This is a genomic window from Streptomyces sp. NPDC029216 (assembly GCF_040648015.1).
GTDB lineage: Bacteria > Actinomycetota > Actinomycetes > Streptomycetales > Streptomycetaceae > Streptomyces.
This window is the reverse complement of the sequence record NZ_JBEZWL010000093.1, coordinates 1-19,434: the sequence shown is the minus strand read 5'-3', so window position 1 is coordinate 19,434 and position 19,434 is coordinate 1. Positions and strand designations below refer to the sequence as shown.

General features: G+C 74.2%; 19 protein-coding genes. 7 read left to right on the top strand and 12 right to left on the bottom strand.

Annotated elements, in window-relative coordinates; all coding sequences use genetic code 11:
- Window positions 1-62 precede the first annotated feature (62 nt).
- A complete protein-coding gene (locus tag AB0F18_RS27330) occupies window positions 63-1,178 on the bottom strand; it encodes an acyl-CoA dehydrogenase family protein (protein WP_362065174.1) in 1,116 nt (371 codons plus the stop codon).
- Between the two features lie 210 nt (window positions 1,179-1,388).
- Between AB0F18_RS27330 and AB0F18_RS27325 the strand changes: the two genes are divergently transcribed.
- Window positions 1,389-2,249 carry an alpha/beta fold hydrolase gene (locus AB0F18_RS27325; protein WP_362065171.1) on the top strand — a complete coding sequence of 287 codons (861 nt, stop codon included), beginning with the start codon at window positions 1,389-1,391 and terminating at the stop codon, window positions 2,247-2,249.
- A 3-nt stretch (window positions 2,250-2,252) separates the two neighbouring features.
- Here AB0F18_RS27325 and AB0F18_RS27320 read toward each other — a convergent pair whose 3' ends face one another.
- From AB0F18_RS27320 to AB0F18_RS27310, 3 genes are all read right to left on the bottom strand, one after another.
- Window positions 2,253-3,302, bottom strand: a complete 1,050-nt coding sequence (locus AB0F18_RS27320; RefSeq protein ID WP_362065168.1) for a lytic polysaccharide monooxygenase — start codon at window positions 3,300-3,302, stop codon at window positions 2,253-2,255.
- A 192-nt stretch (window positions 3,303-3,494) separates the two neighbouring features.
- The gene (locus AB0F18_RS27315; protein WP_362065165.1) at window positions 3,495-3,977 is read right to left on the bottom strand and encodes a DUF402 domain-containing protein; all 483 of its coding nucleotides are present in this window, start codon (window positions 3,975-3,977) and stop codon (window positions 3,495-3,497) included.
- A complete protein-coding gene (locus AB0F18_RS27310) occupies window positions 3,974-4,930 on the bottom strand; it encodes a GNAT family N-acetyltransferase (protein ID WP_362065162.1) in 957 nt (318 codons plus the stop codon). The genes AB0F18_RS27315 and AB0F18_RS27310 overlap by 4 nt, the downstream gene beginning before the upstream one ends.
- Window positions 4,931-4,985: 55 nt before the next feature.
- On the opposite strand from AB0F18_RS27310, the gene AB0F18_RS27305 reads away from it, so the two are divergent.
- Window positions 4,986-5,375, top strand: coding sequence for a GntR family transcriptional regulator (locus tag AB0F18_RS27305; protein ID WP_362065159.1), 390 nt, complete (start codon window positions 4,986-4,988; stop codon window positions 5,373-5,375).
- A gap of 36 nt (window positions 5,376-5,411) precedes the next feature.
- On the opposite strand, the gene AB0F18_RS27300 is transcribed toward AB0F18_RS27305, so the two are convergent.
- Window positions 5,412-6,506, bottom strand: coding sequence for a DUF5925 domain-containing protein (locus AB0F18_RS27300; RefSeq protein WP_362065156.1), 1,095 nt, complete (start codon window positions 6,504-6,506; stop codon window positions 5,412-5,414).
- A 205-nt stretch (window positions 6,507-6,711) separates the two neighbouring features.
- Here AB0F18_RS27300 and AB0F18_RS27295 point away from each other — a divergent pair, with 205 nt between their 5' ends.
- Entirely contained in the window at window positions 6,712-7,521 is an 810-nt protein-coding gene (locus AB0F18_RS27295) for an SGNH/GDSL hydrolase family protein (protein ID WP_362065195.1), read from the top strand.
- On the opposite strand, the gene AB0F18_RS27290 is transcribed toward AB0F18_RS27295, so the two are convergent.
- Complete coding sequence (locus AB0F18_RS27290; protein ID WP_362065153.1) at window positions 7,518-9,119, bottom strand: serine/threonine-protein kinase; 1,602 nt, start codon at window positions 9,117-9,119, stop codon at window positions 7,518-7,520. The genes AB0F18_RS27295 and AB0F18_RS27290 overlap by 4 nt on opposite strands.
- A gap of 271 nt (window positions 9,120-9,390) precedes the next feature.
- Here AB0F18_RS27290 and AB0F18_RS27285 point away from each other — a divergent pair, with 271 nt between their 5' ends.
- Window positions 9,391-9,660 (top strand): hypothetical protein, encoded by a 270-nt coding sequence (locus AB0F18_RS27285; protein ID WP_362065150.1) that lies wholly within the window; start codon window positions 9,391-9,393, stop codon window positions 9,658-9,660.
- A 116-nt stretch (window positions 9,661-9,776) separates the two neighbouring features.
- Here the strand turns inward: AB0F18_RS27285 and AB0F18_RS27280 are convergent, their stop codons facing one another.
- From AB0F18_RS27280 to AB0F18_RS27270, 3 genes are read right to left on the bottom strand one after another with little or no spacing between them, the layout of a single operon-like run.
- A complete protein-coding gene (locus AB0F18_RS27280; protein ID WP_362065148.1) occupies window positions 9,777-10,973 on the bottom strand; it encodes a CaiB/BaiF CoA-transferase family protein in 1,197 nt (398 codons plus the stop codon).
- A gap of 50 nt (window positions 10,974-11,023) precedes the next feature.
- The gene (locus AB0F18_RS27275; RefSeq protein WP_362065145.1) at window positions 11,024-11,812 is read right to left on the bottom strand and encodes an ABC transporter permease; all 789 of its coding nucleotides are present in this window, start codon (window positions 11,810-11,812) and stop codon (window positions 11,024-11,026) included.
- Entirely contained in the window at window positions 11,809-12,792 is a 984-nt protein-coding gene (locus tag AB0F18_RS27270; protein ID WP_362065142.1) for an ATP-binding cassette domain-containing protein, read from the bottom strand. The genes AB0F18_RS27275 and AB0F18_RS27270 overlap by 4 nt, the downstream gene beginning before the upstream one ends.
- An 82-nt stretch (window positions 12,793-12,874) precedes the next feature.
- On the opposite strand from AB0F18_RS27270, the gene AB0F18_RS27265 reads away from it, so the two are divergent.
- The gene (locus AB0F18_RS27265; protein ID WP_362065139.1) at window positions 12,875-13,600 is read left to right on the top strand and encodes a TetR/AcrR family transcriptional regulator C-terminal domain-containing protein; all 726 of its coding nucleotides are present in this window, start codon (window positions 12,875-12,877) and stop codon (window positions 13,598-13,600) included.
- A 31-nt stretch (window positions 13,601-13,631) separates the two neighbouring features.
- Here AB0F18_RS27265 and AB0F18_RS27260 read toward each other — a convergent pair whose 3' ends face one another.
- Entirely contained in the window at window positions 13,632-14,753 is a 1,122-nt protein-coding gene (locus tag AB0F18_RS27260; RefSeq protein WP_362065192.1) for a type ISP restriction/modification enzyme, read from the bottom strand.
- Between the two features lie 150 nt (window positions 14,754-14,903).
- Here AB0F18_RS27260 and AB0F18_RS27255 point away from each other — a divergent pair, with 150 nt between their 5' ends.
- Complete coding sequence (locus AB0F18_RS27255) at window positions 14,904-15,074, top strand: hypothetical protein (protein ID WP_362065136.1); 171 nt, start codon at window positions 14,904-14,906, stop codon at window positions 15,072-15,074.
- A 16-nt stretch (window positions 15,075-15,090) separates the two neighbouring features.
- On the opposite strand, the gene AB0F18_RS27250 is transcribed toward AB0F18_RS27255, so the two are convergent.
- Window positions 15,091-15,840 (bottom strand): GntR family transcriptional regulator, encoded by a 750-nt coding sequence (locus tag AB0F18_RS27250; RefSeq protein ID WP_362065133.1) that lies wholly within the window; start codon window positions 15,838-15,840, stop codon window positions 15,091-15,093.
- A 43-nt stretch (window positions 15,841-15,883) separates the two neighbouring features.
- On the bottom strand, window positions 15,884-17,197 hold the full coding sequence (hmgA, locus tag AB0F18_RS27245) for a homogentisate 1,2-dioxygenase (protein ID WP_362065130.1): 1,314 nt from the start codon (window positions 17,195-17,197) through the stop codon (window positions 15,884-15,886).
- Between the two features lie 182 nt (window positions 17,198-17,379).
- On the opposite strand from hmgA, the gene AB0F18_RS27240 reads away from it, so the two are divergent.
- The coding region (locus AB0F18_RS27240; RefSeq protein ID WP_362065127.1) for a right-handed parallel beta-helix repeat-containing protein at window positions 17,380-19,434 on the top strand (2,055 nt) is incomplete at its 3' end.

Genomic DNA, 19,434 nt, shown 5'->3' with positions numbered 1-19,434 from the left:
GACTTCGGCCGACCCCCGGCGGGAGCTGCGGGCCGGCCCTCGGCCAGCGTGCGGACCGGAGGTCAGAGGTCGCCCAGTATCAGGCGGGCCGTCTCCGTGCGCAGCGGGGTCGTCTGGGCCTGGATCAGGTGGAACTGGGCCTCGCGGGAGAGGCGTCCGGCGGTGTGCCCGTACTGGATCGCCCGGCCGCCGGCCACGGCCACGCAGGTGGCGGCCGCCCGCACGGCCAGGTCCAGGGCGGCGGCCCGCAGGGCGAGGCGCGCCGCGACGCCCTCGCCCGCCGGGAGCTCGTCGCGCAGGGCGTAGGCCTCGGCGCGCAGCCGGGCGGTCTTCTCGGCGAGGCGCAGGCCGAGTCCCTCGTACGGGGCCGAGCGGAGCAGGAAGTCGGCCGTCGCGCGCAGCTGGCCGAAGACGGCCGGCTGCGCGTCGGCGTTCTCCAGGTCGTAGGCCCGGATCCACTCGGCCCGGGGCAGCACCCCGAACACCTGCTCGTCCGGCACGAGGACCCCGCGCAGCTCGACGGTGGCCGTGTGCGTCCCGCCCATCGCCCACAGCGGGGCCCCCTCGACGGCGCTCAGCCCCTCCACCCGGGTGCCGGGGGCGCAGTCGACCAGGGCGAGGACCGCCTCGTCGGAGCCGGTGACGGCGCCGGCGTACACGGAGTCGGCCACCCCCCAGCCCGTCACCCACGGCATCCGCCCGGTCAGCCGCCAGCCGCCGGGGACCCGCTCCGCCGTGACGGGCGGGCGCGGGTGGCGCAGGAAGGCGTAGCCCGCCGTCGGCCGCCGCTCCCCGCGCACGAGGGCCGGCAGCCAGCTCTCGCGCAGGGCGGCGCCCGCCGGGCCGGAGGCCTGCACGAGGGCCTTGGCCAGCGGGACGTGCTGGGTCCACACGAACCAGGTCGACGGGTCCACGGCCGCCAGCACCTCGTGGACCTCCCGCACCACCTGACGGGGCGTGAGGCCGGAAGCCGCCCCCGGTTCGTATCCGATCAGCCCGTACGCCCCGCAGGAGGCGAGCGCGTTCAGGTGCGTACGGGGCACCCCCTCGGCCGCGGTCCGCTCCGCCTCCGGCCGCAGGACCCGTACGGCGGCCTCCGTGACGGCGGCCACGAGCGGGTCGGCGGCCAGGGCCGGCGGGGTGGTCAGGGCGGTACCGGCTCCGGGTGCCTCGTGCATGGCTGCGGATCACCTCGTGTCGGGGGATGCGGGGCGTCCATTTTTCCCGAGCGGTACTGGAGGCGCGCTGGACACGCGAGTTTTTACCGCCGCGTAACTTCCAAGTCTTGCTACTCGACCGTAATTTAGCGGCAGCAGCTCCCAACTGTGATCCGGATCACGGGACGTGCCCCCCACCTCATTCCCCTTGACCCGCAAGGAGATCACGCGATGCTGCCCTGGAGACGCCTGCTCCGCCCGCTGGCCGTCCTCACCCTGGCCGCCGCCGCGCTCGTCGCCCCCACCGGCGCAGCGCAGGCGGCGTCCGCTCCCAGCAGCGGCTGGAACGACTGGTCCTGCAAGCCGTCCGCCGCACACCCCCGCCCGGTCGTCCTCGTCCACGGAACCTTCGGCAACTCCGTCGACAACTGGCTCGGGTTCGCCCCGTACCTGGTCCACCGCGGGTACTGCGTCTACTCCCTCGACTACGGCCAGCTGCCCGGTGTGCCCCTCTTCAACGGGCTCGGCCCCATCGACCAGTCGGCCGGCCAGCTCGACGCGTTCGTCGACCGGGTCCTGGCCTCCACCGGCTCCGCCAAGGCCGACCTCGTCGGCCACTCCCAGGGCGGCATGATGCCGCGCTACTACCTGAAGTTCCTGGGCGGCGCCGGCAAGGTCAACGCCCTCGTCGGCCTCGCCCCCGACAACCACGGCACCACCCTGTCCGGACTCACCCAGCTGCTCCCGTACTTCCCCGGGGCGGCCGACCTGATCAGCACCGCGACCCCGGGGCTGGCCGACCAGATCGCCGGCTCCGCCTTCCAGCAGAAGCTGAACGCGGGCGGCGACACCGTCCCCGGCGTCGCCTACACGGTGATCGCGACCAAGTACGACGAGGTGGTCACCCCGTACCGGAGCGCCTTCCTGGACGGCCCGAACGTCCGCAACGTCGTCCTCCAGGACCTGTGCCCCCTGGACCTCTCGGAGCACGTGGCCATCGGCCTGACCGACCGGATCGCCTGGCACGAGGCGGTCAACGCCCTCGACCCGGCGCACGCGGAACGCACCACGTGCGCCTCGGTCTTCGACTGAGGACTAGCGCACGCTCCGGCCCGCCCCCGTAGCCCGGCGGCGGGCCACGGCGAACAGTACGGCCGCACCGACGGCCACCACCCCGGCCCCGGCTATCGCCAGCGCCGGGGTGGCGCCGTTGCCACCGGTCTCCGCGAGGTTCCCGCCCTCCCCGCCGCCCGCCGGGGAGGGGGAGGGGGCGGCGGCCGGCGCGGCGGCGATCGGTGAGGCGGCGCCCTGCCCGTTCGTCTTCGGGTCGTTGTCGCCGTGGCCGTTGTGCTCCACGGTGGACCTGCCCGCGCCCTCGGAGATCTGCTCGTCCGTCGGCGCCTTGGGCGGCTCGGCGGTCGCGGGCCGCTCGGGCCGCGCGGACGCCGGGGCGCCGGGCTTGCCCGTACCCGGGGTGGCCCCCGGACCGCCGCCGTTGCCGCCGTCCTTGCCGAAGACCACGTCCGAGCAGGTGTAGAAGGCCTCGGGGCTGTCCGAGCGCTGCCAGATGCTGTAGATGAGGTGCCGCCCGCTCTTCTTGGGAACGGTCCCGCCGAACACGTAGTCCCCGTTCTGCATGCCGGGGTCGGTGGCCTTGGCGAAGGGGGCGGGCTCCAGGTCGGACCACGTGAGCGGCTTCGACGGGTCGTAGCCGTCCTTCGTCACGTACAGCTCGAACGAGCCCTTGTGCGGGGCGGTCCCCTTGTAGCGGAAGGTGTGCGCCCCGGACGTCATCGGGGTGGCCGGCCAGTCGGCGCGGGCCAGGTCCAGGCCCTTGTACTTGCCGTTGCCCGCCGAACACAGCTGCCCGTCCGGGATCAGGGACCTGCTCTTCCCGGCCGCGTTCGCGATGTTCACCGCGTTCCAGTCGTAGAAGGCCTGCGGCCCGCCCACCGCGACGGCCGCCTTGCACGCCGCCGACTTCGGCGCCTCCGGGCCCTCCGCGTAGCACGCCGCGACCCGGCTGACCGGGTCCGTCATCGACCCGTGGGCAGCCGCCGGGACGGCCGTGTACGCGGCCACCGCGAGCGGGGCGAGACCGGCGGCGGCGATACGGGCGGCCGTGCGGCGGCGGAGTGCGGGCATGGGTGGATCTCCTTCGGGCGCGGGGCAGGGGTGCACCGGCGGAACCGGGCGGCGCGGCGCCGCCACCGGTCCCTCCCGGCCCGGCCAAGCTAGCCCGCCCGGACGCCCGCCCGGCCGCCTTCCCGCCCCAGGAGAGGATCCTTAGGGTCCGCTTAAGGAAGCCCTAAGCACCCCCACAGACAGGCCCCCCGGCTACCCCAGCAGTGCGGCCAGCCCGTCCCCCGTCCGGGCCTGCTCGTCCAGGGCGTCCAGCGCCCGTACGGCCTGCGAGGCCGCCTCGGGGTCGCCCGCGGCCAGACCGCTCGCCGCGAACTCGTCCTCGTCCAGCCGCAGGACCGTGGTCCCGTCCGCCGACACCCACAGGTCCAGGTCCAGGTCGTCGACGAGGATCTCGCCCTCGCGGACCACGACCGGGCGCGTCACGTCGCAGTACCAGCCCTTGAGGACGCCCGTGCCGCTCCAGACCTCCTTGACCGCGTACCAGCGCGTTCGCCAGTAGTGCTCGACGAACACGTCGCCGGGCTCGAACCGGACGAAGCCGAAGTCCCGTACGCCGTCGGCCGCCCAGGGGGCCCGCACCGAGATCCGGTCACCGTCGTCGGCCAGCTGCGCCGCCGGGTAACTGATCTTGGTACGGCCGCCCTTGGTCAGGGTGATGGTCCAGGTGCTGCTCACCGTGCTGCTCCTTCGATCCTCTTCGTGAAGCGCGTCTCGGTCGCGCAGATCTCGTATCCGAACCATGCGTTGATCGCGAGCATCGGTCCGTTCCCGGCGTCGTTGCCGGTGAAGGCCTCGGTGTACCCGGCCGCGCGGGCCCGGTGCAGTGAGTCCGTCTTGGCGAGCTTGGCCAGGCCGCGGCCGCGGAAGGCGCGCCGGGTGCCGGTCATCGCCGAGAGGTAGCGGGTGCGGCCGTCGGTCCGGGCGGCCGAGAAGGCGGCCACGACCCCGTCGACGAGGGCGACCGAGGTCAGCTCGTGGTCGAGGGTCGGGTCGTGCCAGACGCCGTCCAGCCACCGCTGGTAGTCGTCGAGCGAGGCCGGGACGTCGCTCGGCTCGTCGGCCGTCGCCTCGGCGTCGGCCTCGAAGAGCGGCCGCGGGTCGGCGGCGAAGGCGGACGCCGGGCGCAGTTCCACCCCGGGCGGCAGCTCGTGGGGGAGCGGTGGCAGGGCGGCTTCCGCCAGGTCCAGGCGCTGGAACTTCGAGGAGCGGCTGGGCCGGTAGCCGTGCCGCTCGGCGAAGGCCCGGTTCGCGGGCTCGTCGAGCACCCATGCGTACACGTCCACGGCCCCGTGCGCGGCGAGGTGCTCCTCCGCCGCGCGCAGCAGGGCGGTTCCGGCGCCGCGGGTCCGGGCGGCGGGGTGGACGTAGGCGTTGACGTACGACTGGCCCGGCTGGGGGCTGTCGTGGGCGAGGCCCACCTGGGCGGTGCCGATGACCTGGCCGTCCGCGGTCTCGGCCAGCAGGAGGCGGTAGCGGGCGTCGGGATGCGCGGAGTCGAGCGCGAAGGCCACCCCGCCGACGGTGGTGATCATGAAGGGCAGGGCGGCATCGCGCACCCGTACGACGGCCTCGGCGTCGGCGGGGTCGTGGGGGCGCAGGTCGCGTACGTGCACGGCGTGGAGCGTCATGCGGCCGACGTTACGGGCGGATCGCCCACGGGCGCCTGCGAATTACAATCGGCTCGTGACCTCGACCAACCCTCTCAGGCTCAGGATCGACGGCGCGGCCGGCTCGGCGGCCCCGTACGAACAGCTGCGCGCGCAGATCGCGGACCGGGCCCGCTCCGGACGGCTTCCGGCGGGCTTCAAGCTGCCGACGGTGCGGGGGCTGGCGGAGGAACTGGGGCTGGCGGCGAACACCGTCGCGAAGGCGTACCGGGCGCTGGAGGCCGACGGGGTGATCGAGACGCGGGGCCGGAACGGGACGTTCGTCGCGGCGGCGGAGGGATCCTCGCGGGAGGCGGCCCTCGCGGCGCAGGCGTACGCGGAACGGGCCCACCGGCTGGGCCTCACGGAACCGGAAGCGGTAGCGGCGGCCGCCGCCGCCCTCCGGGCCCGCTACGCCGCCCAGTAGCCCCGCAGGGTCCCGGCCCGCGCAGCGGCCACGGCGTCAGAGGTACAGGCCCGCCTCGGACTGCGGCTGCGCCGGGAGGACGGCGGCCGGCCCCGTCCCCCGCCGGAGGGCGAAGAGCTCCGCCAGCGTCGCCCCCTCCCGGGACACCCCCTCCTCCGTCCCGAGCCACTCCACCGCCTCACGGTGCGTCAGCCGCCCGACCTCGATGCGGGCCAGGCACCGCCCCGGCCGGACCACCGCCGGGTGGAGCCGCTCCAGGTCCTCGTTCGTCGTGACCCCGACCAGCACGTTCCGCCCCTGCCCCAGCAGCCCGTCCGTCAGGTTCAGCAGCCGCGACAGCGCCTGCCCCGCCGTGTGCCGCGCCTCGCCGCGGATCAGCTCGTCGCAGTCCTCCAGCAGCAGCAGCCGCCAGCGTCCCTTCGCGGTGCCCTCGTCCTCGCCGATGGCGATGTCCATCAGGTAGCCCACGTCGTTGAACAGCCGCTCCGGGTCCAGGACGCAGTCCACCTGGCACCAGTCCCGCCACGACCGCGCCAGCGTCCGCAGCGCGGAGGTCTTCCCCGTCCCCGGCGGCCCGTGCAACAGCAGCAGCCGTCCCGCGATGTCGTCCGGGGTGACCTTCATCAGCCGGTCCATCGCCGCCGCCACCGGCGCCGTGTAGTTCGGCCGCACCTCCGCCCAGGTGCCGGCGGAGATCTGCCGGGTGGTCCGGTAGGGGCCCCGGCGCGGGGAGACGTACCAGAAGCCCATCGTGACGTTGTCCGGCTGCGGTTCGGGCTCGTCCTGGGCCCCGTCCGTGGCCTGGCCGAGCACCCGCTGCGCGAGCTCGTCGCTCACGGCGGTGACCGTCACGTCCGCGCCCCGGCTCCAGCGCGAGACCAGGACCGTCCAGCCCTCGCCCTCGGCGAGCGTGGCGCTGCGGTCGGTGTCGCGCGCCGAGCGGAGCACGGTGGCCTGCGGGGGCAGCAGCGTCGCCTCCGCCTTCACCCGCTCGATGGTGACGCTCTGAGCGTACGGCTGCTCACCGGTCGCGAACCGGCCGAGGAAGAGCGCGTCGACGACGTCCGACGGTGAGTCACTGTCGTCTACGTGGAGCCGGATCGGCAGCGCGTCATGCGGGTCTGCTGGCATGGCGCCCATGATCCGGCACGAACTGCCCTCCCGCACCCGTGTTTCGCCGGATCGGGTGCCCAAGTTCCCTCTTCAAACACATCGGTCGTGAAGATTCCGGCGTCAACCCGCCCCGAAAATTCTTGGCATGAACACTTCCGGCCATCCCCGGCTGCTTGTACCACGGACTGAGGAGTAACCCCCACAAGGAGCCGCACACATGAGCATGAGACTGTCGCGCCGCTTCGCCGCCCTCACCTCCTCCCTCTTACTCGCCGCGGGCGCCGCCCTGTTCGGCGCCGGCCAGGCGTCCGCCGCCGCCCAGGCCGACTTCGGCTACGTCGCCCTCGGCGACTCGTACTCCTCCGGCGTCGGCGCCGGGGGATACGACAGCGCCAGCGGCGACTGCAAGCGCACCCCCCGTGCCTACCCGGCCCTGTGGGCCGCCGCCCATTCCCCGCAGACCTTCTCCTTCACCGCCTGTTCGGGGGCCCGCACCGGTGACGTCCTCTCCGGCCAGCTCGGCCCCCTCAACTCCGGCACCGACCTGGTCAGCATCACCATCGGAGGCAACGACGCCGGTTTCTCCGACGTGATGACGACCTGTGTGCTCCAGTCCGAGTCCACCTGCGTCAACCGCGTCAACCAGGCCAAGGCCTACGTCGACTCCACCCTCCCCGGCCAGCTCGACCGGGTCTACGACGCCATCAGCGGCCGCGCGCCGTCCGCCAGGGTGGTCGTGCTCGGCTATCCCCGCTTCTACAAGCTGAACGGCAGCTGCATCGCCGGCCTCACCGAGGGCGAACGCTCCGCCATCAACGGCGCGGCCGACTACCTCAACGCGGCCATCGCCAAACGCGCCGCCGACCACGGGTTCACCTTCGCCTCGGTCGTCGGGGCCTTCACCGGCCACGAGATCTGCTCCGGCGACGCCTGGCTGCACAGCGTCAACTGGGCCAACATCGGCGAGTCGTACCACCCCACCGCCACCGGACAGTCCAGCGGCTACCTGCCCGTGTTCGCGGGCAAGGCCTAGGGGCTGACCGCCGGGCTCGGCCCCGCCGTCGGCGGCGGTGCCGGAGTCCCGGTGGGTGAGCCGGAAGGAGCCGGGGAGGAGGCCCCGCCCGTCGGGGCCTCCTTCTCGCAGGCCACGGAGAACTCCAGCCAGGCCGAGGTCTTCAGCTGCGGCGCGCGCACCTCCAGCCGTACCGCGTCCTGGACGTTCTCGCCCGCCTTCCCCACGGGCTCGTCGTGGTTCAGCTGACGGGTCCGCGCCCCGCCCGCCTCGTACGTGATGCTCTGCCACGGCGTGCCCGCCGTGGACCCGTCGAGCCTGGCCCAGCGGTACTCCACCACGGCGGGCGTCAGGGCCACCTCGATCGTGCCGGTGAACGCGGGCGCGCCCGTCCCCGGCGGCGGGCAGCTCCCGGCGTAGGCGGCGCGCAGGGTGTGCACGTACAGGGTGACGTTCTGCGCGGGCCCCGTGGTCGCGGACGGGGACGCAGAAGCCGAAGCCGAAGCCGACGCGGACCCCGAGGGCCGCTCCGGGACGGCCGGGCTCCCCGTCGGCCCGCCCGCCCCGTCCCCGCCCCCGGTGTCCCGCACCACCAGCCAGACCAGCAGGGCCGCCACCCCCAGCAGCACCGCGATGCCGACGATCAGCACCACCCCGGCCCCGCCCTGCCCCGACGGCTGCGGCGGAGGAGGCGCCACGGGGGCCGGAGCCCCCTCGTACGGCCCCGCCACGACCGCCGTCGGCGCGTCGGGGTCCGACACCGGCCCGCCCGCGGCCCGTACGGCGCCGCCCGCGCCGATGATCCGCAGCATCCGGGCCGCCTCCGCTGCGGGCAGCCGCGCGGCCGGGTCCTTGCGCAGCAGCCCCTCCAGCACCGGCTCCAGCGGCCCGGCCCGGCGCGGCGGGGGCAACTCCCCGTCCACCACGGCCTCCAGGGTGGCCACCGGGGTGTCCCGCAGGAAGGGCGAGACCCCCTCCACGGCCACGTAGAGCATCACCCCGAGCGACCACAGGTCCGACTCCGGTCCGGGATCGCGCCCCAACGCCCGTTCCGGCGCGAGGAATTCGGGGGAACCCATCACCTCGCCGGGCATCGTGAGGGGCGAGGAGCCCGCCAGGCTCGCGATCCCGAAGTCGCTCAGCACCACCCGCCCGTCGTTGGCGACCAGGACGTTGGCGGGCTTCACGTCCCGGTGCAGCACCCCCGCCTCGTGCGCCGAGCGCAGCGCCGCCAGGACCTGCTCGCCGAGGTGCGCGGTCCGCTGCGGGGTCATCGGCCCCTCGGCCTCCAGCACCTCCGCGAGGGAGAGCCCGCGCACGAGCTCCATCACGATCCAGGGCCGGCCCTCCTCGGCGGCCACGTCGTAGACCGTGACCACCCCGCGGTGCGAGACCCTGGCCGCGGCCCACGCCTCCCGCTCCAGCCGCCGGTACAACCGCCCGACCTCGGCCGCGTCCAGCCCGGCGGGCGCCCGCACCTCCTTGACCGCCACCTCCCGGGCCAGCACCTCGTCCCGGGCGCGCCACACGACCCCCATGCCGCCGCGGCCCAGCGGACCGAGCAGCCGGTACCGCCCGGCGATGACACGCCCGGGCTCCCCGCTTTCGTTCCCACTCACGCGATACCCCCCTGCGTCAACGGGTGATCACTCCAAGTTAGCGCAGCGCGGCCCGGGCGGCCCCTGTCGTGACGACACTCTCTGCACTCCTCACTCAGCGTGTTCCCAAGTGCCGCATCTCGCACGGAGAGTGACGGTCAGCTGCGCTGAGTAATCGTCAACTACCCGTACTCACAGGGGTAATTCACACCACCGGGATACCCGAGGACATTGTGCAGGGGATAGGGTTACCCTGCCCGGGCCGGGTGCCCTCGTACGGGTGGGGAGAGACATGGAACAGATAACGATGCGCAGCAGGCCGCCCCGCGTGCCTGCCATCACCTGCGGGAGCAGCGCGGTCAGCTCGCGCCTCGACCGCCACCTCGCCGTGCTGGGCGGACCCGCCGCCCCGCGCCACGACGTGGCCGAGGCGACCCTGCTGATGCGCGAGCTCACCTCGCGCGACCACACACACGTCCAGCGGAGCCGCAGCGCGCGCGTCGCGCTGTTCGCACCGCTGCGCAGGCTGCGGCGCACCCTCTTCGGCAGCCGTCGCACGTAACCGTCCCCCAGCGACCGTCCCCGTAGCGCAGCCGGCCCCGTCCGGCTGCACCCGGCCCCGTCCCCTTCACCCGGCGTCCTCCGGCGTACCCTGCGCCGGACCCCGGCGCCCCGGCCTCAGGCGACCACACCGTCCCCGCGCAGTTCCGCGATCCGCGCGTCCGTCATCCCCAGGCCGCGCAGCAGGGAATCGGTGTGTTCGCCGAGCGCGGGCACCGCTCCCATCCGCGCCTCCGCGCCCCCCGGCAGCCCGATCGGCGGCAGCAGGGCCCGCAGCGGGCCCGTCGGCGTCTCCACCTCCCGCCAGCGGTCCCGTGCCGCCAGCTGCGGGTGCGCGGCCAGCTGCGCCACCGAGTTGAGCCGCGCGCAGGCGATCCCGGCCGCCTCCAGCCGCTCGACGGCCTCCCCGGCCGCGAGCTTGCCGAGGACCCCGGCCACCACCGCGTCGGTGTCCTCCCGCCCCCGGGTGCGGGCCGCGTTGGTCGCGTACCGCGGATCCTCGGCCAGCTCCGGCCGCTCCAGCACCTCGCGGGCGAGCCGCCGCCACTCGCGGTCGTTCTGCACCGACAGCAGCACCCGGTCCCCGTCGGCCGTCGCGTAGGCGTCGTACGGCGCGATCACGGCGTGCGCCAGGCCCGTCCGTACGGGCTGCTCCCCGCCGTGCATCGTGTGGTGCAGCGGATGCCCCATCCACTCGGCGAGCGCGTCCAGCATCGAGATCTCCACCGGCCCGCCGCGCCCGGTGGTCCCGCGCCGCAGCAGCGCCGCGAGGACCCCGGAGAAGGCGTACATCGCCGCCGCGATGTCGGCCGCCGGGATCCCCGCCTTCACGGGCCGCTCGGGCGTGCCGGTCACCGAGACCAGCCCCGCCTCGCACTGCACGAGCATGTCGTAGGCGCGCTTGTGGGCGTACGGGCCCTCGGCGCCGTAACCGGAGACGTCCACGGCGACCAGCCGCGGGTAACGGGCGCACAGCGCGGCCGCGTCGAGGCCGAGGCGGGCGGCGGCGCCCTGCGCGAGGTTCTGGACGAACACGTCGGCGCCCTCCAGCAGGGCGTGCAGCACCTCCAACCCGCGCGGGTCCTTCAGGTCCAGGGCGAGGGACTCCTTGCCCCGGTTGGCCCAGACGAAGTGGGAGGCGAGCCCCTGGGCGGCGGTGTCGTAGGCGCGCGCGAAATCGCCGCCGTCGGGCCGCTCCACCTTGATCACCCGGGCCCCGAGGTCGGCGAGCTGGCGGGTGGCGAAGGGTGCGGAGACGGCCTGTTCGACGGCGACGACGGTGAGACCGGCGAGTGGGAGGGGTTCGGTAGCCATGGGGTCTGCCTACCGGGTCGGAGCGGGGTCTGTCACCCGTCCGACGGGTTTCAGCCCTGGCCGCGGGCGAACCTGCGCGTGGCCAGCGGCACGAACACGGCCAGGAGCAGCAGCGACCACAGCACCGCCCCCGCCACCGGATGCTCCGCCGGCCAGGCCGCCCCCGGTGCGGCCCGGCCGCCCGCGTTCCCGCACAGCTCCCGTACGGCGGTGGCGACGGCGCTGATCGGGTTCCACTCCGCGACCGTGCGCAGCCAGCCGGGCAGACCGGCCGTCGGCAGGTAGGCGCTGGATAGCATCGGCAGCACGAACGTGGCGCTGCCCAGCTGGCCGGCGGCCTCCTCGCTGCGGCTCACCAGCCCCAGGTACGTGCCCGCCCAGGCGGCGGCGAAGCGGAACAGCAGCAGGACGCCGAGCGCTCCCAGCGCACCGGGCAGCCCGTTCTCCACCCGCCAGCCCATCGCCAGCCCCACCAGCATCAGCGGGACCATCGACACCGCCGTGGTCAGCAGGTCGGCGGCCGTCTGCCCCAGCGGGACGGCGGTCCGGCTCATGGGGAGGGTGCGGAAACGGTCCATCACCCCGCGGTGGGCGTCCTGCGCGGCGGTGAACATGCCGGTCATCAGGCCGTTCGCGGCGGTGGCGGCGAGCAGCCCGGGCACCAGGAACTCCCGGTACTCGGCGCCCGGCATCGCGAGCGCGCTGCCGAAGACGTAGCCGAAGAACAGCAGCATCGTGACCGGCATGGTCTGGGTCAGGATCAGCAGGGCCGGGGCGTGCCGGGCCTTCTGCAGCTGACGGGTGAGGACGGCGCCGCCGTCCGACAGCAGGGTGGTCATGCCGCGTTCTCCTTTTCCTTGTCGTCGTGCTCGGCGGTGGCGGAGGGGGTCCGGGTGAGGCGCAGGAACACCTCGTCGAGGGTGGGCGGGCGCAGGCTCGCGTCGGTCACCGGGATCCCGGCGGTGTCGAGCTCGCGGATGATCCGGGGCAGGGTGAGCGCGGCGTCCAGCACGGTCACGCCGACGGTGAGGCGTTCCTCGTCCAGGGCGGGCCGGCCGCCGGTGAGCCGGTCGAGCACCACGGCCGCGCCCGCGAGGGCGGGCGGTGCGGCGACGGTGACCTCGGCACGGGCGCCGATGCGGGCCTTGAGTCCGGCCGGGGTGCCGGTGGCGACGGCCCGGCCCCGGTCGACCACCGCCACGTCGTCGGCGAGCCGGTCGGCCTCCTCCAGGTACTGGGTGGTGAGCAGGACGGTGGTGCCCTCGTCGGCCAGGGACCGTACCGCCGTCCAGATCTGCTCGCGGGCCGCCGGATCCAGGCCGGTGGTGGGCTCGTCGAGGAACAGCACGCGGGGGCGGGTGATCAGCCCGGCGGCCAGATCCAGGCGCCGCTGCATACCGCCCGACCAGGTCGAGGCGACCCGGTCCGCGGCCTCGGCCAGCCCGAAGCGCTCCAGCAGCCCGTCGGCGCGCTCCCGGCCGGGGCGTCCGCGCAGTCCGGCGAGGCGGGCGAAGAGGCGGAGGTTCTCACGGCCCGTCAGGTCTCCGTCGACGGAGGCGTACTGGCCGGTGACCCCGATGGCGCGGCGCACGGCGGCGGGGTCGCGGGTGACGTCGTGGCCCGCGACCAGCGCGCGGCCGGCGGTGGGCGTGGTGAGGCTGGTGAAGATCCGCACGGCGGTGGTCTTGCCCGCGCCGTTGGGGCCGAGCAGCCCGCAGACGGTGCCCTCCGGGACAGCCAGGTCCAGTCCGCGCAGTGCCCGGACCTCGCCGTAGTGCTTCTCCAGACCTTCACTAAGTACAGCGTACGTAGTTGTCATGCACCGCACCCTACCTCACTCCGTACGGTGTACGTAACTAAGATGGGGGCGAGGGCCGCGAAACGACGAGGTGATGTGACCGATGACTGCCGGCGGGCGCCCCGCTGAACCCGAAGTGATCTGGGCCCGCCCGCCGCGGGCCGGCCGCGGCCCGCGGCCCGCGCACAGCCGCGACTCGATCGCGGCCGAGGCCGTCCGGATCGCCGACGCGGAGGGGATCGAGGCGGTCTCGATGCGGCGCGTGGCCGCCGGGGTCGGGGCCGGGACGATGTCCCTGTACAACTACGTCCCGCGCAAGGAGGACCTGCACGAGCTGATGGTCGACGCCGTCAGCGCCGAGTACGAGCTGACTCCGCCGACCGGCGACTGGCGGGCCGACCTGCTCGCCCTGGCCCGCCAGACCCGGGCCCTGATGCTCCGCCACCCCTGGCTGCCCCGGCTGCTGAGCCCGGTCTACGGCTTCAGCCCGCACGCCCTGCGGTACCTGGAGCACAGCCTGGCCTGCCTGGAGCCGCTGGAGGCGTCCGGCGCGGAGAAGCTGGAGCTGGTCGCCGCGATCAACGGCACGGTGGCCACCTTCGTGGCGGGGGAGCTGGCCATGGCCGAGCGGGCCCGCTCGCTGCCCTGGAGCGAGGCCGCCGAGCAGGGCGTACGCACGGCCTGGCTCGGCTCGCGGCTGGCGACGGGGCAGTACCCGCACCTCGCGGCGGCCCTCACCGCCGGCGACCCGGTCCCCGGGACGGGACTGGAGATGGCCGACGTCTTCGACCGCGCGGTGTCCCGGCTGCTGGGGGCTTGGGGGGCTTAGGGACTGTCGGACCAGGCCGGGCCCCCTGGGCTCAGAGCAGGGCGAACTGGCCGCCCGGGCCCTCCTCCTGGTGGTCCAGTACCGACGCGGGACGGCGGCACCAGCGCGGCGGCGGCAGTACCCCGGCGGCCTCCAGCTCGGCGGCCGGGAGCAGCGGCCCGGGCGTGAACACCGCCCGCTCCGGGGCCAGATCGGCCAGCAGCGCCAGGGTCGTCACCAGGGCGAGCAGCTCCGAGGTCCAGGCCTGCGGCCACTCGGCCGGCCCGAAACCCTCCAGGCCCCGCACCCCCGGCTCCCGGTGCGCGCACCGGGCGGCGAACCAGGACTCCAGCACCCGAACGCCCTGCGCCTCGTACTCCCACGCCCCGGCCGGGACGGGGGAGACGACCCCGTCCCCGACCGTCAGCGTCTCGGTCTCCGGGTCGTACGCGAGCTCCTGCGGCCAGGCCGTCACCGCCGCCCGGACGTACGGCCGCCGCCCGCCGGGCAGCCGGGGCGGCTCCCCGCCGCGCGCCCCGCGCAGCTGCACGGTGAGCAGCCGCCGGCCCAGCTCCAGCCCGGCCCGCCAGCGCTCGGGGCCGGCGGCGAGCGGGACCTCGTACCCCCGGGGCCCGGGGCGGCCCGCGGCGAGGATCCAGCACAGCACGTCCTCCGGGGTGACCCAGCCGCCGTACCGGTCGCCGAGCAGGGGCAGCAGGCCCGGCGCGAGGTTGGGTTCGGCGCCGCCCGGGCGCCGGTGCAGCGGGCGGATCCGGCCGAGCCGGCCGGCCGGGAGGTGGGCGGTGACCAGCAGGCCGGGGGTCTCCACCGCGAACAGCTGCTGCCCGTCGAGCACCCGCCACAGCTCGGGGCGGGCCGCGTCGATGAGCCGCTGGTCGGGCAGCAGCCACTGCTCGTCGAAGGGCGCGCGGAGCACCCGTACGGGCTCCGGGAAGGGGCCGGGGTCGTCGGCGAAGCGGGCGGTGGCCGAACGCTGCCCGGGCAGGGCGGCCGCGCCGGCGGACGGCGTACGGGCCCGGCTCGGGCGGAACAGCCTCTCGCGCTCCGGCCCTTCGGCCCCGGTCAGGGCCGTCCAGCGGGCGCGCAGCGTGGCCGGATCGGGGGCCGCGACCCAGGCACGGCCCAGGCGCAGGCCGCTCACGGCCCAGGGCATCAGATCGTCCAGCAGCGGTACGTCTTCGCTCACCCGGCAGATGGTAGCGACGGGCCGCCGGGGCCGGGCCGTGTCCTGGCCGAAGGGTTACGCTCCTTATGTACGCGTCCGTCACGTACGTACGCATCCGTACCGACCGAGGAGTCGGCCATGAGTCAGTACGACGAGTATTCGACCCCCTCGCAGGCCGAGGGCGAGCGGCTCGACGAGGACATGGACGAGAAGCAGCGGGAGCAGCGCCACCACCCGCAGACGATGCGCACCACCCCCTCGCAGGCCGAGGGCGAGCGCCTCACGGAGGAGAACGAGCAGCAGAAGTAGCGCGCCCGGACCCTGCTCAGGGCGCGTCGACGGTGACCGTGAAGGAGAACCGGTCGCCCCGGTACCGGATCCGGGCCACGTCGACCACCCGCCCGTCCTCCCCGTAGGTCACGCCCGTGTAGTGCAGGATCGGGCTCAGCAGCGGTACCTGGAGCAGCTCGGCCGTCTCCGGGTCGGCGAGCCGTGCCTCGACGGTGTCCGTGATCCGGCTGATCCGCACGCCGACGACGTCGCGCAGCACCTTGGTCATCGGCCAGCGCTCCAGGTCGGCGAGGTCCACCGCGTCGGCGAGCTCGGGGCGTACCGCGTTTTCCGCCCAGTTCGTCGGCTCCCCGCTCTGGCCGTCGCGCCTCAGGCGGCGGTACGTGACCACCTCCGGCAGGTCCGGGAAGTGCTCCAGCAGCTCCCCGGACACCGCCGTCCGCTCATGGCCGAGAACCGTCGTCCGCTCGCCCGACTGCTGGGCCACGATCGCGTCGACCGAGCCGAGCAGCCGCACCGGGGCGCTGCGGCGGGCGCCCGGCTCGATGAACGTGCCGCGCCGCCGGTGCCGGCTGATGAGGCCCTCGCCCTCCAGCTCCTTGAGCGCCTGGCGCATCGTCAGCACGCTCACCCCGTAGTGCTCGGCGAGCTGCTCCTCGGTCGGCAGGCGCAGCGAGGCGTCGGGGGTGCGCCCGAGTATCGAGGCGCGCAGCGACTGTGACACCTGGTACCAGAGCGGCAGCTTCCGGTTCAGTACCAGGGAGTCGGGGGCGAAGGCGGTCACGGGGGGTTCTCCCAGGCGGAGCGGTGCGGGGGCAGGGGAGATACTAGGCGCGGAAGTGGCGTTCGAGACCCTCCCAGACGTCGTCGTACCGGCTCTGGAGGTGGTCCGCGCCGGCGGCCTGGGCGGTGGCGGTGATCGGCCAGCGGGTCTCGAACATGAAGGCCAGGCCGTCGTCGATCTTCTGCGGCTTCAGCTCGGCGGCGCTGGCCTTGTCGAAGGTCTCCCGGTCCGGGCCGTGCGCGGACATCATGTTGTGCAGCGAGCCGCCGCCGGGGACGAAGCCCTCGGCCTTGGCGTCGTAGGCCCCCTCGATCAGACCCATGTACTCGCTCATCACGTTCCGGTGGAAGTACGGCGGGCGGAAGGTGTCCTCGCCGACCAGCCAGCGCGGGGCGAAGACCACGAAGTCCACGCCCGCCAGGCCCGGGGTGTCGGAGGGCGAGGTCAGGACCGTGAAGATGGACGGGTCCGGGTGGTCGTAGCTGATGGACCCGATGACGTTGAACTTGCGCAGGTCGTACACGTACGGGACGTGCGTGCCGTGCCAGGCGACCACGTCGAGCGGGGAGTGGTCGTAGGTCGCGGTCCAGAGGTTGCCGCAGAACTTGTTGACGACCTCGGTCGGCCGCTCGCTGTCCTCGTACGCGGCCACCGGCGCCCGGAAGTCGCGGGCGGCGGCCAGGCCGTTGGCGCCGATCGGGCCCAGGTCGGGCAGCTCGAAGGGCTGGCCGTAGTTCTCGCAGACGTAGCCGCGGGCGTCGCCGTCCAGCAGCTCGACGCGGAAGCGGACGCCGCGCGGGATCAGCGCCACCTCGCCGGGGCCGGCGCTGAGCAGGCCGAGCTCGGTGCGCAGCAGCAGGCCGCCGCGCTCGGGCACGATCAGCAGCTCGCCGTCAGAGTCGCTGAACACCCGGTCGGTCATGTCGGCGTTGACGGAGTAGAGGTGGATGGCCATGCCGGTGCGCTGGGTGGCGTCGCCGTTGCCGCCCAGGGTCCACAGGCCGTCCAGGAAGTCGGTGCCGGCCGCGGGGGCGGGCAGCGGGTTCCAGCGCAGCCGGTTGGGGTCCGGGACCGTCTCGGTGAAGGGGGCCGTGCGCAGGGCGCCGTTGTCGACCCGGGTGAAGGCCGGGTGCGCGGCGGAGGGGCGGATCCGGTAGAGCCAGGAGCGGCGGTTGTGGCGGCGGGGCTCGGTGAAGGCGCTGCCGCTGAGCTGCTCGGCGTAGAGGCCGAGGGCGGCGCGCTGGGGGGAGTTCCGGCCGTGCGGGAGGGCGCCGGGAACGGCCTCCGAGCTGTGCTCGTTGCCGAAGCCGGTGAGGTACTCCAGTGCCTGCGCCGTCTTCCTGGCCTGCTCACTCATGGGCTGCTCCCGCTCCGTCGAAGGAATCCTATGGTCGACAGTAGGATTCCGCGCCCCGGACGTCAACGCCGTCTTTCCGGCCGGTGTCCGCCGGAAGCGAGCGCGAGGGGATCCCGGGGGGATCCCGGGGGATCGCGCACGGGGGGATCCCAAAAGATGAACATTGCTCTACTCTCTCGCGCATGTCGTGGACCCGCAGGTTCCCTGCCGTGCCGGCGGCGCTCCTCGCCGCCCTCCTCGCGCTCCTGTCCCTCCTCGCCGCCGCGCCCGCCGCCCGCGCGCACGAGGAGCGCCCCGTCACCCTCCCCGACGGCTCCGGATCCGTGCCCCGGTACCGCGCCGCCGAGCCCGACCTGCTGGTCTGCAAGACCGACCGGGTCGCCTTCGAACGCCGGATCGCGGGCTTCCCCGAGCAGCTGCGGCAGCGCAACCTCGCCCTCTACGAGCGCTGCGAGAAGAGCGGGTACCGCCACCTCCAGGAGGCCGTCGACGCCGTCGACCGGCCGGGGATGAACATCGCGGTCCTCCCCGGCCTCTACGAGGAGGAGCCCTCCCTCCCCAAGCCGACGGGGGAGTGCGCGCACCTCAAGGCCTCCGACTCGGCGCTCGGCTACCAGATCCTGTCCTACGAGCAGCAGGAGCGGTGCCGCCACAACCAGAACCTCGTCGCGATCCTCGGCAAGAAGGACCTGCAGATCGAGGGCACCGGCGCCGCCCGCACGGACGTCGTCATCGACGCCAAGTACCGGAAGCTGAACGCCATCCGCGCCGACCGGTCCGACGGCGTCTACTTCCGCAACTTCACCGCGCAGCGCACCACCTTCAACTCCCTCTACGTGCTCGCCGCCGACGGCTTCGCCATCGACGACGTACTGACCCGCTGGAACGACGAGTACGGCTTCCTGACCTTCGCCAGCGACCACGGCCTCTACAAGGACTGCGAGTCCTACGGCAACGGCGACTCCGGCATCTACCCCGGCAGCGCCTCGAACATCAACGACGGCCGCGGCTACGACGTGCCCCGCTACTCCATCGAGATCACCGGCTGCCGCAGCCACCACAACATGGTCGGCTACTCCGGCACCGCCGGGGACTCGGTGTGGGTCCACGACAACGAGTTCGACCAGAACATGGGCGGCGCCTCGATGGACAGCGCCTTCCCCGGCCACCCGGGCCTGCCGCAGAACCACGCCCGCTTCGAACGGAACCTGATCCACGACAACAACGCCGACTACTACCACTACATCGCCGACGGCACCTGCGCCAGGCCGCCGGCCGAACGCGGCTACGAGCAGGGCGTGGTCTGCCCGCAGATCTCCATGCCCCCGGGCACCGGCATCATCACCGCCGGAGGCAACTGGAACGTCTACGAGGACAACTGGGTCTACGGGCACCGGCGCGCCGGGTTCTTCCTCAGCGCGGTCCCGGCCTTCATCCGCGGCGAGGAGAAGTGGTCCAAGCAGACCGACACCTCCCACCACAACCGTTACGCGGGCAACGTCCTCGGCAAGGACAGGTCCGGCGCCCCCCGGCCCAACGGGAGCGACGTGTGGTGGGACGGCCAGGGCCGCGGGAACTGCTGGCAGGACGGACCCGACGGCTCCACCCCGGGCACCCTCCCGCAGTGCGGGACGGCGCGCGGCGAGGTCAGCGGCGCCTCGGCCCGCCTCGTCGGCGAGCCCGTCAAACTCACCCAGCTGCTCGTCTGCGCCGACTACAACGTCCAGGCCCGCAAACTCCCCGCCGGCTGCGACTGGTACGGCGCCCGGGGCCTGGAGCGGGTCGAGACCCAGATCGCCCTGGCGGTCGCGGCGGTGCTGCTGCTGGTCGGCGGGGTGCTGTGGGGGCGGCGCCTGCGCCGCTCCCGGCTGGGCACCGCCGCCGCCATGCTGGGCCTGGCCGGCCTGGCCCTGGACGTGGCCGGCTCCACGATGTCCCTGACGGACACCCCCGTCCCCGCCCTCGCCCTGCTCCTGCTCGGCCTGTGGTGGACCGGCACCGGCCTGGCCCTGCGCCCCGCACGCCCCTGGCTGGCCCGCCTCACCCTGCTCCTGGGCGCCCTGACCCTGCTCGACGCTTTCGACAAGGCCGTCCTGATGATCCCCTGGATCCCGCTGAGCCCCGCCTGGATCCGCGCCCTGGTGGCGGTGGTGTGGGTGCTGTGGGCGGTCGTCGCCTCGGCCCGCCCGGGTCCCGCCGCCCCCGCCCGCCCCGCCGGGCCGGGCGGCGACCCGGCC